Here is a 15,229-nt window from a genome sequence, read left to right on the forward strand (position 1 = left end):
TAAAAAGTTAAGTTCGCTATTAACCCTAAAAATTAAAAATTATGAAGAAATTGGTCGAGGATTTCTTTCTTTAAAATCTCTTTGATGCCAGTAAGGGTAAACAGGTTGCTTTTCACTCGCCGCGTCTAATTTGGCAATTTGTTCTTTTGTTAGACTCCAATTGAGTACACCGAGATTTTGTTTTAACTGTTCCTCATTACGAGCTCCAACAACAACATTAACAACAGTGGGCCTTTGTAAAATCCAATTTAAGGCAATTTGTGGAATTGTTTTTCCTGTTTCTTTAGCTATTTGATCAATCGCATCAATGACATTGTATAAATATTCATCATCCACTGGAGGACCTCCAACAGATCCACCCTCATTTATACGTCCTTCAGCAGGTTTTTGCCCTCTTCGTATTTTCCCAGTTAACCGTCCCCATCCAAGCGGACTCCAAGCCATCAATCCTACTCCTTGATCTATTCCAAGAGGCATCAATTCTTCTTCGTAATCTCTTCCAATCAAAGAATAATATCCTTGATAGACAACATAGCGAGCTAAACCATATTTTTCAGAAGTTGCTAGTGATTTCATTAAATGCCAACCAGAAAAATTTGAACATCCAATATAACGAACTTTCCCACTTTGAATCAGATTGTCTAATGCCCCTAAGGTTTCTTCTGGTGGTGTTAAAGCATCAAAACCATGCATAAAATAAATATCAATATGATCTGTTTCTAGTCTTTTTAAACTAGCTTCACAAGCTTCAATAATGTGATAACGTGAAGATCCTAAATCATTTGCTTTATCGCCAACTTTAAAGGTCGCTTTAGTAGAAATTAAGACTTGATCACGCTTTCCTTTAAGTGCTTTACCTAAAATTTCTTCTGAAGCTCCCGCAGAATAAACATTGGCTGTATCAAATAAGGTAATCCCGGACTCTAAACATAAATTAATAAGACGAGTGGCTTCTTGAACATCTGTGTCTCCCCACTTCTTAAAAAATTCGTTAGTCCCTCCAAAAGTGGCAGTTCCAAAACTTAAGGCGGGAACTTTCAAACCCGAACGCCCAAGCTGTCTATATTCCATAAAATCTTCCTATCGTTAATTCAGTTGATACTCTGATAGCTCAAAATAGTGCCTTCCAAACAAAAATTTTATGCATAAAATATTTAGAAGTATTAAACAACATATTAAATAAAGATATTTAAAAAATATTTCTAGCATTGCTTTTCCTTCAATCAGTACAGGAATTTTTTTGTTTCTCTAAAAAATGCTGCTGCGATTTCTTTAAGAGCAATTTATGATTTTATTAATCACTTTCCTACAACATCTGGGGTGACCATCTCGATTCATTTTACACCTAAGGAAAAAATTTTTGCTTTAGACTATTACCAAAAAGCAGCAAATAGTTAACGGTTTGATTTTGTAAAGCATAATTCAATGTCAATGGGGATCCCTCAATTACCATATTAAATTTAAAAATTAAAACATGTAAGAAAATCTATATTGACTTCATCTTTATATGCAGAGCAAAGAACATGGAAAACTTCGAATAAACTTTTAATATAGGATTTGTTTTTCTAATCCTCATTTGTGCCGAATTTACAAACAAAATAATTTGTTTGTCATCTTCAGGAATAAAAGTTATTTAAATAGGTAAAATTTTTGTCCTATTTACTGCTTGTCCATTAAGGCTACAAAAACTCCTAAATAATCGACATAAGTCTTCTCTCCTTTCATAATTTTCGCTGATAAGCTTAGGCGAGCTTTTCCCATTCTTTGAAATGTTTTTAAAAAACTTTTCCATTTTGTTAAATCTGGCATTTCACATTCCGCCTCAAAGTTAGTTGAAACAGGTAACAGATAATTTACTTCACTTTTTGCAATCACGATTTGGACTGGTTGTACATAAATATCAGCTATATTTAGGTGTAATAAACTCCAACATGACAAAGTAGCCACGGCGTGCAAACTTCCCCCAAAAACCGTTTTCTTGTGATTTAGGTTATTTAATAAAGGAGCTTCTAATGTAATTTTTAATTTGGAAGCTTCCTTCACAGTAACCCCCATTGCTTTAGAAATAGGGATGTGTTTCCAAAGATACATTTCCAATTCATCTTTAGGTAAAATCATGAAAAACTCTTTTGTTCAAAGTAAATAAAATTTAGTAATTTTAACCCAAACTTGTTAAAATTAAATTTGTATTAACCAAAATTTAATTATTATGGAATTATCTTTAGCTTATTATAATCATCCCATTTTAAGAAAAAAAACGGAATGTGTGAATCATATCGATGATGCATTGAGACAATTAATCTATGATATGATAGAAACGATGCACACGATGAAAGGGATTGGCTTAGCAGCCCCTCAAGTTCATCACTCAATTTCATTATTTGTAACATGTGTTCCAGTTAAAAACAAAAATGGTTTATGGGAATCAGGGAAAGATCGTGTGTTTATTAACCCTCAAATTCTTAGCATGAGTGAAGAAACACAAACCTTTTCAGAGGGATGCTTGTCCATCCCCAATCTCCATATGAATGTGACAAGGCCTGCTAAAATTACGATTCAAGCTGTTGATTTAGAAGGTAATTTATTCGAAGAAATTTTCACAGGACTTCAAGCCACTAACTTTATGCATGAATATGATCATCTTAATGGAATCTTGATTATTGATTATTATAGTCTGGAAGAGCGAAAATCTTTAGAACAACTTTTTAGCACCTCTATCCAATCGGAGAAATACTAAATGAAGTGCTTGTGCCTTTGCTGTGGTGAAAATTTATATGAAAGCTGTTGTAAAATATTATATTAGGGAAAATTTGCGCAAAATGCGCTAATTTTGATGCGCTCTCGCTATGCAGCTTACGCCAACCATCTTGCCGATTATATCATTCAAACGACCCATCCTCAACATCCCCATTTTCGAATAGACAAACACTTATGGACTAAAGAAATTCTATTGTTTTGCCATCACACAAAATTTCGAAAACTTGAGATTTTAGACTTTTTAGATGAAAAAGAAGAAGCAACGGTTACTTTTATTGCTCATCTTCAACAAAAAGGTTTAGATGCTTCTTTTCAAGAAAAAAGCTGTTTTAAGAAAGTTAAAGAACAATGGCTATACTATAGCGGCTTTATTTCTCGCTAATTTCTTAAATTAAGCTTCTTTACTCTGATTTATAAAAGAAAAAAGACTCAGAAGTTAATCGACAACTAAGTGCAAAATCAACCATGTGTTTTCCCATTTCTTCTGCACTCTACGTAAATGGCAAACTTCCTTTTAATCCAGCTGTTTTAACAAGTCCCGGATAAATGAATGAGAAACGTAAATTGGTATGATAATAAGTCAAAGAGGAGAGGCGATCAAAAGCTTTCGCAATCGCAGCTTTTGATGCAGCATAGGCGCTGCCTTTAGGTGGTGCAAAAATAGCGTTAATTGAACTGGTGACAACAAAATTGCATTCTCCATTTTGTTAACATAACTTTTTCCAGCACTCTATCCATAGCAAAAACACCAAAATAGTTGACTTACATAAAAGTTTTATGATGTCGGAGATTAAATTGATCAAAATTTTTTTTTACAGCAGCTTTACCAGCTATCACAGCATGAGAAAAAATAACAAGTGGCAGAGATTCATGTTCCAAATTTTCTTAGAAGATTTTTGTATATGCTCTTTTAAAGACACATCACAAATGATAAGAATGAACAAATCATTTAAATCGTTTTTTAAACGATCAAGCTTTTTAGATGATCGAGCAATACCTATCACTAACTATCCTCGATTAATCAGCTTTTTAAAGATTGCTTCCCCTATTCCTGAAGAAGCTCCTGTGACAAATTCATCTTTTTCTTCGGATTCATTAATCTCTCTGAAAATATTTGAAACAAAGCAAAGTTTTTTAAACAAAACTTCGGATTTATTTATTTGGAAAGTTTATGCTATAGCTTTGTAAGCTACAAGAGCTGTTGCTGTTTCAATGATTTTTATTAGTTATTTACAAGGCTTCAACTTATTAATAACCAATAATCTGGGCTTCTGTTAAAAATTTTCCTAAATCTAATCTTAACAGCTCATCATTTCCACATAAATCAGCATCATGATCAGATTCTAAAGTTAATTTTACTTTTGACTTAGCTGATTTTGCTAAATCAAAAAGGTTCTGTATATATTCTGCGGGAATCATGGCATCATGCGTTGCTTCTATTAGCGCTAAACATCCTTTTACATGAGCAATTCTTTCATCGTTTGCATAACGAAAACAATTTTCCATCACAGGTTTGACCCAATCAGTTAAAAAATAGAAGAAAGAAGGGAGCTTACACAAAGTAATGAGCCTTAATTGTGCAAATGTTCCCATATTTATCGGCGCACGATCAACCAAGGTAGGAATAGAATGTTTAGAAGCAAGATGTAAAATTGGGCCTGCTCCCATGCAATGGCCATAACCTAGAATTTTATGATTGCTTAACTTTTTAACTTTTTTCAAATATTCATAAGCTGCTTCTACATTTTCATAAGATGCTTGTTCAGAAATTTTTCCTTCACTTCGACCTGTTTGTGAATAATTGAATACAAGCATGTTCATACCGTATCCAACTAAGAAAGTACCTATGGTTTTTCGTCTGAATTCAAATATATGGCCGCTTCCAGGAGCATAAATGACTGTCCCAGCATTTGCCTTATTTAATTCGCTTATAACATGTGTGGAATCTATCTGAGAACTATTTTTAGGAATGCCTAAAGCTACATAATCTCTTCCATTATGTTGTTTAAGGGTTAAATTTAATCTATCAACCAAATGAAGAAGATCTTGCTTATCTTGTGGAATCCAAAGAATTTCTTGAACTTGCTCTTGCGTTAATTGAAGGTTATCTTTTTGAGCTCCTTTATTAATTAAAACCTCCAAACAGGCACTACTGTTCAAATACATGGCAGAAATTTGATGCCCATCTGGCATTTTTAAACTTAACTCTTTCCCACCTAAGGATTGCAAAATCAGCCGTGAATTTTCAACTCTAGCGGCGCTACATTTTTTTTTAAATGAGTGCGTAGAAGAAAAGATTACTGTCCGCGCCGCTACAAAAAATAAGGCATAGGCCAACGCATCAATTGCTACAGATTTTAATTTATCTTTAATCCAAATTATTGTTCGTCCTAAATATCCCAGTCCAGTTTTTCCTGAAAATGTTTTATCTAAACAGAAATAACTCCTTGAAACGAAAACAGGATTTAACATTTTTTAATGATACCGTTTATTAGGTTATATGCTATTTAATAAAAATCTTTGACATGCCGTTTGCAAACGAGAGGCACGTTGATGCTGCATCACCCGATTCATAGCTAAAATGGCCGGTGCTAAAACGATTGACATGATTTTTTTTCTCTGAGATTCGCTTATAGCCTGTTTTTTTAAAACTGTTTTTTTTAAATACTGCAGAGCTAAAGCCGCTGCTCCTCTATCCACGCAGCTTTTGCAAGCTTCGTTAACGCTATCAGGGTAAAATCTCAAGCAAATTGCTTCAATAATTTCCATATAAGCAAGTTCAATAAAATCTAGACGTTCCTGATGCGAAAGTTCCACTTGGTTAAAAAAATAAAGTTGATGCACATGATCTAAAATTTGCTGACAATCGTGTTTCCAATCTAATTTTAATGCCCAAGACCAAAAATAATTTTTCCCCTCGAACATTTCAATCATAAACTGTTCTTTAAATTGTGTCGCATTTGAGATTAATCTGAATTTTTTACTTTGCCAATAAAAGTCCGAATCTTTAGACAATGTGATCACGTATAGATGATTGGGATATTTCTGTTCTAATTCTTCAATAGCTTGAGATCTAATCCCTTCTGACCCCTTTCTCTGCATGAGATTAAAGTAGATATGCTTTTTTTCTTGCCTTTGATAACTTTCCAGAAAACCAATAAATTCTTTAACAACTTTTGCTTTAACTAAGACTCCTGATAAATCACGTTTACAATCTTTTGTAACAGTAGGCGTACGAATCATTTTTATTTTTTTAGGAATTCCATTTTTTTCGATAGAATAATGATATAAAATGGAAGGGATGTCGCCTAAATAATGGGGATCATAAAGACGCAATGACTCCTCTACCCCCGTATATCTTGGATGATTACTTAGATCTTTATGAAATAGATCAATAACGTTAGGCAATTCTGCAGTCTTTGCAGACAACAACTTTGCGTTTGAAAAATTATCTAGTTCTTGTTCAACGAAATAAATCATTTCTGGAAGCAATTTAGGGCCTGTATAAAGCCATTCGCATAATTGGTCTATCCATTGAAAACTAGGGTTATTTAGAATTTCTTGTGAAGTTAAGCTTTTTCTCTCTTTCATTAAATCTCTGAGATGCATCAACATCGTCTGATGAAATTGACGTTTATCATTTTCTGTTTTTAATGGAGGAGCATTTAAAATTAAATTCACCAAATTTAAAGTTTTTTTAGCGAATGATGAAACAGTATGGGGTTCTAATTCTGCGTAATTTTGTATGTCGTGAATGCAATCGATTTGTTCCTTTACAAATTGCTTAAGTTGGGAAAAATAAGTATCAAATATGTCAGATTCAAATAAGTAATGACAGTCGCTAAAATGTAAGTGAATAGCATGCAAACCTAGTCTGCGGCTAATAATAAATATTCCATCTAAAATTAAAAAAAGAGGAAGTGCGACAACTGCAACAAGTTTTGCTAAAGCAAAAGTTGTTCTTAATCCATGTAGACCTATTTTATAAAAACAATTGCCCTGTGGATTATTTTTGAAGGATTTTTGTTGATAAGAAATCTCTTTCAAAACAAAAGAAGCTACTGGACTACGATTATAAATCAAATGCATGTAAAACCCTTCAAAAATAAATTATTATTAATAAATAATTAATATAAATCAAACAAATTTACATTTATTTACAATAAAAATTAAAAACAATAAATTTATATAAAAATTTAATAATTAATTAATTTATTTTAATTTTTATAAAAGATATTAAAGCTGGCTGTGTAGAATGCCTTAATATCAAAGAAAAAGTGATAAGGATTATCGATGAGAAACTAAAAGCGGTAATTGCCCTTTTACAACTTTGTCTAGCATTTCATCCAAACGATTAACTGCAAAAGACAGATTAAGAGTAGCAATATCATATTTTTCAGCGCCTTGCACAACTGCTTTTATGCACCATTTTCTAATAAAATATTCTTTCGACCCTTTTGAAGCTACAAATTCCTTAGCACCGGGAACCAAAGTGTTTGGATAAACTTTGATTTTGCCATTTTCTTCTACTTTAACTAATCTGGAAGGACTCTTCACATTTTTTTGATGAGTGTCTTCTAGCCAATGGGTAGCTAAATTACTACCAGCACGTTTATAAAGAATGGACATAATGCTTGGTAGTTGTTTGAATGCTTCTTGTTCAGTTCTTCGGCTATCATCTTCGGAAATAATAAATCCCTCTGCATCATCTGTATGAGAAAGTAAATAACTGAAAGATGCATCGATATTGTGATTGTTAAATTTTAATATACTTCTGGTATTATTAATTTGGCTGCCTTGAAAGCCAATGTCAACAAAAGTGCATTGATCTCCATCACGAATTCCCAACTGATTTAAATATTTATGAAAGGTTTCTTTATTTTCTGCTGTTCTATTTGATTCTGTCACTACTGCTCTTGACAAATAGGCCAGAACAATTTTTTCCTCACCAACTAAATTAGGATATTTTTGTTGATAGTCGGGTCTTTGCATTAGTTTTAACGCAATTTCGTAAGGAGCAATTCCATCTCGTGCGCAAAATACAAGTTTACGGTTATCTTTATTTGCTTTTTCTAATAAATATTCTGTCCATGCTAAAGCAACAGGCCCATAAAATTCACTACTACGAGCATAATAAGCCATGATATCTCTAAGAAATTCTTCATATTGTTCAGAAGTGAGGCGAAAATTATGTTTTTTTTCTTTTTCTCTGATACAATTTACAATTTGGAGACGTAATTCGGCTCTTTGACTTGAAGTCAAAAGAGCAAGATCGGCTGCAACCAATTGATTTGCATTTTTTAATTGATAAATACGATAAGGAAGAATAAACAGACTAAATAAGCCCGTTGCAATAGTAGTAATAGCGAAAGCAACAATAAGGAGAGCTTTTTTTGCTACATTGACAATAGGAGCTGTTTTGCGAATCCATTTATTCGATTCATCTGTAATTTTAACACCCGGTGTTTGGTAATGGGCAGCTAGCGTATTCCATGTCAAATAAGTCGAAGAAAAAAGAGTCCTGAGATTCATTTATTCCATCCTAAAATTTAATATTCAAAAATATTTGTTTTTATTGTTTTATTATTAATAATTCACATAAAATAACTATTTTATATAATTTCAACTTATTTTACAATAAAACTTTAAAAACAATAAATAAAATAGTTCAATTATCGCTTGTTCATACGATTGCATTGAACAGCATTTGTTAAAAGATTAAAAAATTATAATCAATTAAAATTTTTACAGAAAGAATAAGTTAAAGTTTTTTAAAACTTTTCTAAGGTCAACGAATATTCAAATTTGCGTTACCAATCTACTTTCCACTTATCCTCCCCCATCCCTCCATCATCTGCTATCGGAGAATTGCACACTACTTTGAATCTTATTAGCAATGAAGCTTTAAATTCTCTTTAAAATATTTAAATGGAAAATGTAATAATTTCTTACCCCCCTTTAAGCCTTATTTACAACAAATTAAATCTATTGTGCAAAAATATTCTGATCTAAAAAAACAAATCGAAACTTTACTGACGCATGAATTTAAAACTACTCAAGAGTAATTTGTCGATATGTAAAGAGGGTTGATTTATTATCGCATTAAATAAATGAAATAACCGCACTTTATTATCTGTTATACAGGGTGGCCACCATTTTAATTCTAATATTTTGCAAACTAGGATAAAACTTTTAATAGAGCCATGTATCCCCTTTGCAAGCTGACTGCACAACTGTTGGAAGAGCTCAAAGCATAGCAGCCATATGGGTCATATGTCGAGGGTATCATGGATTGAATGAAAAAGTAGACTACGTGTAAATAAAGCGTTTAATTGAGCTATATAAAAACATACGCCCAGCTAAAGAAGGAATATGAAAAAAACCTGAAGGAGATATACTAGTGCTTAAAACAAAAGAAATTTTGGCACAAATGATCGTAACTTTGTTCAATTTTTGAGAAAATTGAAGATGATTTGGTGAATTTTTTTCATTGATGTTTTTGTTATTAAAAACCTAATAAAAATTTATAGATTTCTATAAAGCCATACAAAATGATTCTTCCTGCGGTATTTTTATCTCTTTCTTAACTTTTCGTTGATTTAATAAAATTCACAAATTTTTTAAAATCTATTTAACTAGAATATTATTCTAAAAACTTAGCAAATTTATCTTTGCTTTTCTTTAAAAAGTTTTACCTATAAATATAATTGGTTTTAATGCAGTTCAAAACTTGCGTTTATTTTCAGTTAGGTTGAAAGTTTCGTAAGGCGTATTGGCTTGAGAAATTTTTTTTCCAATATGCCACATATCCAAACAACAAAAAGCTATAGCTTAGGTCCCCTAATATTTGATTTCTTAAAAAAGGAATACCGGCTAAGTAGCAAGTACTTAACCCTGCTAATGTTTTTGGATATAAAGAACCCATTGTCCAAACTCCGAAATTTGTGATCAAAAAGAAAAGGAAGGAAGTTAGTAAACTAATGAAGAAGAGATATCGTAAAGGCATTTTTTCCTTAAGTTTTTGCCCTATAAAAATCACCAAGCAAAAGCTAAAATAAACAAACGGTAATGTAGAATAAAACCCTATAACGAGATCACTAAAAAGAAGCGTCGAAAAGAGTAAAAATAAGGTCAATGAACGATTTTGATAGTGGTAAACGCTAAAAAGGATAATAGCATTAAGGGGCGTAAAACAAGGGGGATGCGGCATTACACGCGTAGCAATACCAAAAAAAATTAATCCAAAAATTGTTAAAAAGCGAGACATATCCATATAAACTCTGTTGCATCTAATAATCAAAAAATATTGAGGAAATGACCAGATTTTGTCAATCATCCAAAGCTACAACTCATAAAAAATATAATTTTTCACTAAGATTAAAAATTATATTTTAGTTTCTATCAGCCAAGGAATTCATTTGTTCTTTTTTGACGAATTTTTCATGGGTTCTTTTTACTTATTAATTATTGTTATTGTCAATTTATTGAATTTTTTTGAAAATTTTAAAAAGTAGTAAAAAAAGGTGGAAAGCATACTGAAGCATTGACTTCATTTACCAACTGCACACCTAGAAACTATTCTTATTTCAAATGACAAAATTTTATATTTGATAAATAAGAATTTATTTCTTGAATGTTTGGCGAAGTTTGAAGTTTTTAGGTAATTTTTTGAGATTTTTCGATGAGCTGCCCATAACTTTTGAATAGGCTTAAGCTCTTTTTTCATCAAAATTTATAAGTTCAAAAACCGTTCCTCGATTTTCAAACTGATTTTCGATAGCTACTGTGAGACCTTTGAATTGTATCACTTAAGAATTGCGCGTTAATAAAAATGTATATCATGCTAAACTCTCATTCGGTTATTCATGAACCCTTTTGGAAAATTGCCTCTAATTTTTCTTCAATTTATTGATAGACTAACCAATTCTAGGAGTAATTTTTTAAGGTTGTCTTATTGCGACAAATTAAGAATAATAATAAATGACTGCTTTGGCTTTCATATGAGCAACCATTTTTTGTCCTTTTTTAACCTGAAGTGCATAGCTTTTCTGCATTTTGTAAACTTAAAAATATTTTTTGCCCAAGCCAAAATTTTTATTATTTGCATCTACTTAATTCAACAATTTTAACTGACAAATGAGCTTTATTGTGAAAACTAAACTTTTATAAAATTTATTAATACTAACAAAAAAAACTTTCAATATATCTAAAACTTGATTAATATTCATAACAAAATAATTAATTTTAGATTAGTTTTGTTAAAAATGATATTGATTTGATTAAAAAATATTTTTAATTGATTTGCCATAAATTTATTTTTAAAATATAATATTAATTAGATAGAATTATCCTTTATAGGAAAAATCATTATCAATTTAACAATTAAAATTTGATAAATATTTAAAATAAAATTAATTGATAAACACTCAAATTTATAAAAACTTTTAACCAACAAAGAAAATAAGATGAAAATAGAAAAAGTATTAAGTTGTGCTGAAGAGTATTTAAGTATGGGATCCGGCGCTCCTATAATAGGGATCATTCCTGGAATCGTCAAGGTTGGAATGGGAGGAACTCAATGTTTATCAGGACTTGCTTGTACAATTATTTTTTCAACTGCCACAATTTTCGATTCTAATTACACACCTTTGAGGAATCGATCAGCAAGCCATATTATTCACGGCGCCGCTAATATCATTGCTGGAATAATAGAAGCTATTCCTTTTGTAGGTTTTGTTGGGTTTGTTGTTAGAATAGTCAAAAGTAAAGTAGGGGGAAAAAAAGTAGATGGGATGAAAACTATTTATAATATGAGAAGAGCGGCAGCAACCGCAAACCCAACCTATCAGGCAATTTGGAATCAGCGATTTAAAAATGATCCTAATAACTATGCCCTTGAATCCCCTAAAAACTATGTTCTTGTATCCCCTAACAATTTCAAATTCATAGGTTATAAAGCATTACAAAATGACTCGGACACTTATTACCAAGAAGAAGGGGCTTATTATCGCTCTCTTAATTTTCCAAAAGAGGTAATCGATCCTGATACTATCGTTTATGTTTCGAACAAAGAACAATTTAAAAAAAACCATGCAAATGCGAGGTTTTTTGATGCTCCTTGGGGTCCTGTTCTAATGATTTAAGAATTCCTTGATTATCTATATTATAAAATTTTCTCTATTTTTTTAATATCTCTTGAATCAATTTGATGGCCATCGTCATTATTAGATGGCACTTTTATCCGTAGCTAAAGGGAAAAGGTAGAGATGCTATATTGCGCAATTAGCATTAAAAAATACTTGCTTGGCCTATTGAGTTATCCTTTTATCAAGTAATTTTTTGCGTAGACTAACCCATCAATCCGGAAGAAGTAAATTTAAACCATATTTGCCTTTCTAAGCGTGATCATGAGATTAAGAAAGTACTAAGGAACTTATTGTTCTTACTTTTGTTTAAAATAAACTTTAAAAAATCGACGCAATAAATGAATTATTACACCGGCGAATGGTTAATTAGGCTTATAATCAAATATTTTATTGCGGTAGAATTTCGTAAGACTTTTGTCAGCATCGCGTCACAAATAAACTGTTTTGTAATCCTCTAAAGCAGAAAGCATGTTTAGCATTATCATTAAGTAATTCCTCATCGAATTGAATTGGTTTAGCAAGGATTCGTTCCAACTCTTGAACTACACTTTTAAGCCGTCTTCTCGCCAACGCCTTAATATTAATCGTTTTGTTTGAATCAATGATCTGTCTGACATAATTTTTCCTTTATTGTTTGCACAATATTTTCCATAAATTCTTTACTTGTGTCAAATTCAGGATAGTAAGTAATGTCCTTATGAACTTTAAAATACTGGGCTCTAGCCGTTACATGCATTCGATTCCCTCTTAATTTTTCTCGTTCTTCAAGTATTGGCAGTGGTGTTTTAATCCCGATCCATAGCACTTTATAATCTTTTAATACTTCTCGCCATATATTGACAGCAGTGCTATCAAATGCTACATCATCGATAATAATAAAATGCTTCATCTTAGCAAGCGTGAGGACAATTTCTTTAAGGATTTGACTCAATTTTTTGTGCAAAAGGCCCCATCTGAATGTCATAGACAGGATGGCTTGTTTCATCAATAGATGATTTCCAACTAAACCCTTGAGGAGCTTTACCTCCTTCCCAGTTATTCAGTTTATTCGGCATCATGCCTATGACTCTATCAATACCTATATGAAGAAATGGCTGATACAACGCTTCTTGTAAAGCTTGCACTAGAGTAGTTTTACCAGAGCTAGAAGTTCCATTAATATAAATGATTTGAAAAATTTCTTTGGGCTTCATACATACAAAACATTTCTAAAAAATTTAAAGTTCCGGTGAATGATGATCTCATTTTTTTACGCAGAAAAAAATTACCTAAAAAAATCGTTTTTTGAGAAATTTAATTTTTAACTCTTATCAGAAATCCATGCTAAGCTTAATATTCAGACTAAGTTAAATCACATGAGTTTAAACAGCTATATTAAAGTTGTTTTAAAAAACTTTATAAAACCTTAATAATCAATAAATAAAATCTGTTCTGATTGTAATTATATTTAAGGAGATTTATGAACAATTTTTTATATTATGGAACATGTCCTGACCAGTACCAAATGCATTATGCTAATTTCCAAGCACCTTTTAGAAAAGGAAAAGAAATTTCAACTCAACTGCCAAAAAATATTGCAGTGATTCGAGCGGTGGCAGTCGCAGTTTTTGCATCTTTAGCAGCTTTAAAACTCAGCGCTACAATTTTCTGTTGGCCTATCATGATAGCAGGATTAGCCTTTGCTGGATGGACAATCTATACCCACCTTTTGTCCAAAGATCCTTTAATGGAGGCTTTTTACAAAATTTTAGGAGGAAAAGATAGATTTGAAGCATTGCCAAAAATTAACCTTGCACAAGCCCCGAATGAAAAAATTTGTGAGGCTATTAAAAAGATTGATTGGGATAATTTAAATCATTCAGTCGCTAGAACAAGGGCTTTAGATGGTCGAAATGTTGTCATTATCAAAGGTCTTAACCGTAATAATGGTGTCCTTTTTCCTAACTGTCAAACTAAAAGTGTCTTAGCCTTTGTAGAGAAAATTAATCCACGAGATATTCCTAGAGCTATATCAAATTTACCAGAAATTGCTGATACAATTATGCATGCCATTTTTACTCCTCATGAAGGAAATACATTTAGCAGCTTTCTTTATTCTAGTATCTCTGATAGAGGGAATGGGCACGATAACTATAATTGTAATATGTATTCTTCTATTTCAAGTGATATAGCTAATGAGCTATATACGCAGTTGAATACAGTTGAGATACAATAGTATTTAACTACAATTAAGAGATTTCTTCAGCCTTGTTATTATTATAGCAAGGCTTATTTCTCTCTTATGCCCACGCGCTCAATTGGATTTAAAAATTTATCCGGGGTTCCAAGTATCATCATAGCCTTCTAAAATTTTCACAAAGGCCAAATATCAAGTTTCGTAAACAAAGACTCTGTACACAAAGATAAATGCCTATTAACAATAAGGACTTTAAAGATTGACAATGAAGTAGTTTCTAACGTTGAAAAAAGTATTTTGCTTAATGTAAAGGAAGCTACTTTTGGGAATCTTTGTCAAAATGCGCAGCTGGTTCTTTTTTTAAGAAACTTTTCGAATACTTCACCAATTTTTGTCGACCTTATTAATACTGACTCTGGAAAACTGTGGACCTGGGATCAAATATCAAAGGAAATATGGAAAGTTTCCTCAGTTAATATCACATTAATGGGTTACTTGAAAAGTGGTCGTCGTGATACGACTCTTTTACACGTCGTGACCTTGCCCCCTGATTCCATCCAGAGTTAAATAGAGATTCAAGCAATTAATTTCTTGTTATTTTCACTTAAACTTCTAATAAATTGTTTTGGGCTTAGACCCTTTAAACTTGTATGAGGACGATACTCATTATAGTCTCGCGCCACTTTTCAATCGTGCTACGAGCATCTTTAACATTTAAAAACCAATTTTCATTTAAGCATTCATCACGAAGCTTTCCATTGAAACTCTCAATGTAACCATTTTGCATTGGCTTACCAGGTTGAATAGACTTCCAGCTAATTTTGTTATCCCATGACCACTTCAAAATAGCATTACTCGTAAATTCCGTCCCATTATCGCTTAATATGCATGCTGGCCTCCTGTAGTGCTCCCCAAATAAACCGGACCATCTGGCTTGCTTCTCTAAGATATAGGAGTAAGACTAGATTTATGACTAATTGTAAATTAATTRCATCAGTAGAAAGAAGAAGACGATGGTCCTTAGAAGAAAAAAAACAGATTATTGAAAAAACATATCAAGAAGGTCAATCTGTTTCCCAAATAGCAAGAAGATATGATATAACACCAAGTCAACTTTTTGCATGGAGAAGGCAAATGGAACAAGGAGCAC

General features: G+C 31.9%; 15 protein-coding genes and 1 pseudogene. 6 read left to right on the forward strand and 10 right to left on the reverse strand.

The annotated features are described in order from the left end of the window. Positions 1-39 precede the first annotated feature (39 nt). Both TY19_RS04500 and TY19_RS04505 read right to left on the reverse strand, forming a co-directional pair. Positions 40-1,071 (reverse strand): aldo/keto reductase, encoded by a 1,032-nt coding sequence (locus TY19_RS04500; protein ID WP_042280561.1) that lies wholly within the window; start codon positions 1,069-1,071, stop codon positions 40-42. Positions 1,072-1,659: 588 nt separating this feature from the next. Further along, entirely contained in the window at positions 1,660-2,118 is a 459-nt protein-coding gene (locus TY19_RS04505; RefSeq protein ID WP_042280563.1) for a thioesterase domain-containing protein, read from the reverse strand. Positions 2,119-2,209: 91 nt separating this feature from the next. Between TY19_RS04505 and def the strand changes: the two genes are divergently transcribed. Both def and TY19_RS04515 read left to right on the forward strand, forming a co-directional pair. Then, a complete protein-coding gene (gene def / locus TY19_RS04510) occupies positions 2,210-2,737 on the forward strand; it encodes a peptide deformylase (RefSeq protein ID WP_042280564.1) in 528 nt (175 codons plus the stop codon). A 96-nt stretch (positions 2,738-2,833) separates the two neighbouring features. Then, positions 2,834-3,139, forward strand: a complete 306-nt coding sequence (locus TY19_RS04515; RefSeq protein ID WP_226988481.1) for a YchJ family metal-binding protein — start codon at positions 2,834-2,836, stop codon at positions 3,137-3,139. A 109-nt stretch (positions 3,140-3,248) separates the two neighbouring features. Here the strand turns inward: TY19_RS04515 and TY19_RS26755 are convergent. Further along, positions 3,249-3,437: pseudogene (locus tag TY19_RS26755) on the reverse strand (SDR family NAD(P)-dependent oxidoreductase); the annotation flags it as partial. 256 nt (positions 3,438-3,693) lie between these two features. On the opposite strand from TY19_RS26755, the gene TY19_RS19525 reads away from it, so the two are divergent. Then, complete coding sequence (locus tag TY19_RS19525; protein WP_148300633.1) at positions 3,694-3,945, forward strand: hypothetical protein; 252 nt, start codon at positions 3,694-3,696, stop codon at positions 3,943-3,945. Between the two features lie 60 nt (positions 3,946-4,005). Here TY19_RS19525 and TY19_RS04525 read toward each other — a convergent pair whose 3' ends face one another. The 4 genes from TY19_RS04525 to TY19_RS26760 all read right to left on the reverse strand — a co-directional run bounded on the left by TY19_RS04525 (position 4,006) and on the right by TY19_RS26760 (position 10,093). Continuing rightward, positions 4,006-5,229 (reverse strand): alpha/beta hydrolase, encoded by a 1,224-nt coding sequence (locus TY19_RS04525; RefSeq protein WP_042280567.1) that lies wholly within the window; start codon positions 5,227-5,229, stop codon positions 4,006-4,008. A 24-nt stretch (positions 5,230-5,253) separates the two neighbouring features. Next, on the reverse strand, positions 5,254-6,846 hold the full coding sequence (locus tag TY19_RS04530) for a hypothetical protein (protein ID WP_042280568.1): 1,593 nt from the start codon (positions 6,844-6,846) through the stop codon (positions 5,254-5,256). Between the two features lie 198 nt (positions 6,847-7,044). Next, positions 7,045-8,289, reverse strand: a complete 1,245-nt coding sequence (locus tag TY19_RS04535) for a hypothetical protein (protein ID WP_042280569.1) — start codon at positions 8,287-8,289, stop codon at positions 7,045-7,047. A 1,210-nt stretch (positions 8,290-9,499) separates the two neighbouring features. Continuing rightward, entirely contained in the window at positions 9,500-10,093 is a 594-nt protein-coding gene (locus TY19_RS26760) for a DUF6580 family putative transport protein (protein WP_445082246.1), read from the reverse strand. Positions 10,094-11,222: 1,129 nt separating this feature from the next. Between TY19_RS26760 and TY19_RS04545 the strand changes: the two genes are divergently transcribed. Continuing rightward, the gene (locus TY19_RS04545) at positions 11,223-11,900 is read left to right on the forward strand and encodes a hypothetical protein (RefSeq protein ID WP_042280571.1); all 678 of its coding nucleotides are present in this window, start codon (positions 11,223-11,225) and stop codon (positions 11,898-11,900) included. A gap of 601 nt (positions 11,901-12,501) precedes the next feature. On the opposite strand, the gene TY19_RS20530 is transcribed toward TY19_RS04545, so the two are convergent. Together TY19_RS20530 and TY19_RS20535 are read right to left on the reverse strand one after the other, a co-directional pair. Continuing rightward, positions 12,502-12,846: a phosphotransferase-like protein gene (locus TY19_RS20530; RefSeq protein ID WP_158383132.1), complete on the reverse strand. Its 345-nt coding sequence runs from the start codon at positions 12,844-12,846 to the stop codon at positions 12,502-12,504. Continuing rightward, positions 12,818-13,096: a phosphotransferase-like protein gene (locus TY19_RS20535; protein WP_079979222.1), complete on the reverse strand. Its 279-nt coding sequence runs from the start codon at positions 13,094-13,096 to the stop codon at positions 12,818-12,820. Before TY19_RS20535 ends, TY19_RS20530 begins: the two co-directional genes overlap by 29 nt. A gap of 266 nt (positions 13,097-13,362) precedes the next feature. On the opposite strand from TY19_RS20535, the gene TY19_RS04555 reads away from it, so the two are divergent. Continuing rightward, the gene (locus TY19_RS04555; RefSeq protein ID WP_042280573.1) at positions 13,363-14,118 is read left to right on the forward strand and encodes a hypothetical protein; all 756 of its coding nucleotides are present in this window, start codon (positions 13,363-13,365) and stop codon (positions 14,116-14,118) included. 601 nt (positions 14,119-14,719) lie between these two features. Here the strand turns inward: TY19_RS04555 and TY19_RS11620 are convergent. Beyond that, positions 14,720-14,923 carry an integrase core domain-containing protein gene (locus TY19_RS11620; protein WP_052354778.1) on the reverse strand — a complete coding sequence of 68 codons (204 nt, stop codon included), beginning with the start codon at positions 14,921-14,923 and terminating at the stop codon, positions 14,720-14,722. Positions 14,924-15,048: 125 nt separating this feature from the next. On the opposite strand from TY19_RS11620, the gene TY19_RS04565 reads away from it, so the two are divergent. Next, the coding region (locus tag TY19_RS04565; protein WP_042280574.1) for a transposase at positions 15,049-15,229 on the forward strand (181 nt) is incomplete at its 3' end.

The sequence above is a fragment of the Candidatus Protochlamydia sp. R18 genome (assembly GCF_000648255.1).
In the GTDB taxonomy this organism is placed as follows: Bacteria; Chlamydiota; Chlamydiia; order Chlamydiales; family Parachlamydiaceae; genus Protochlamydia; species Protochlamydia amoebophila.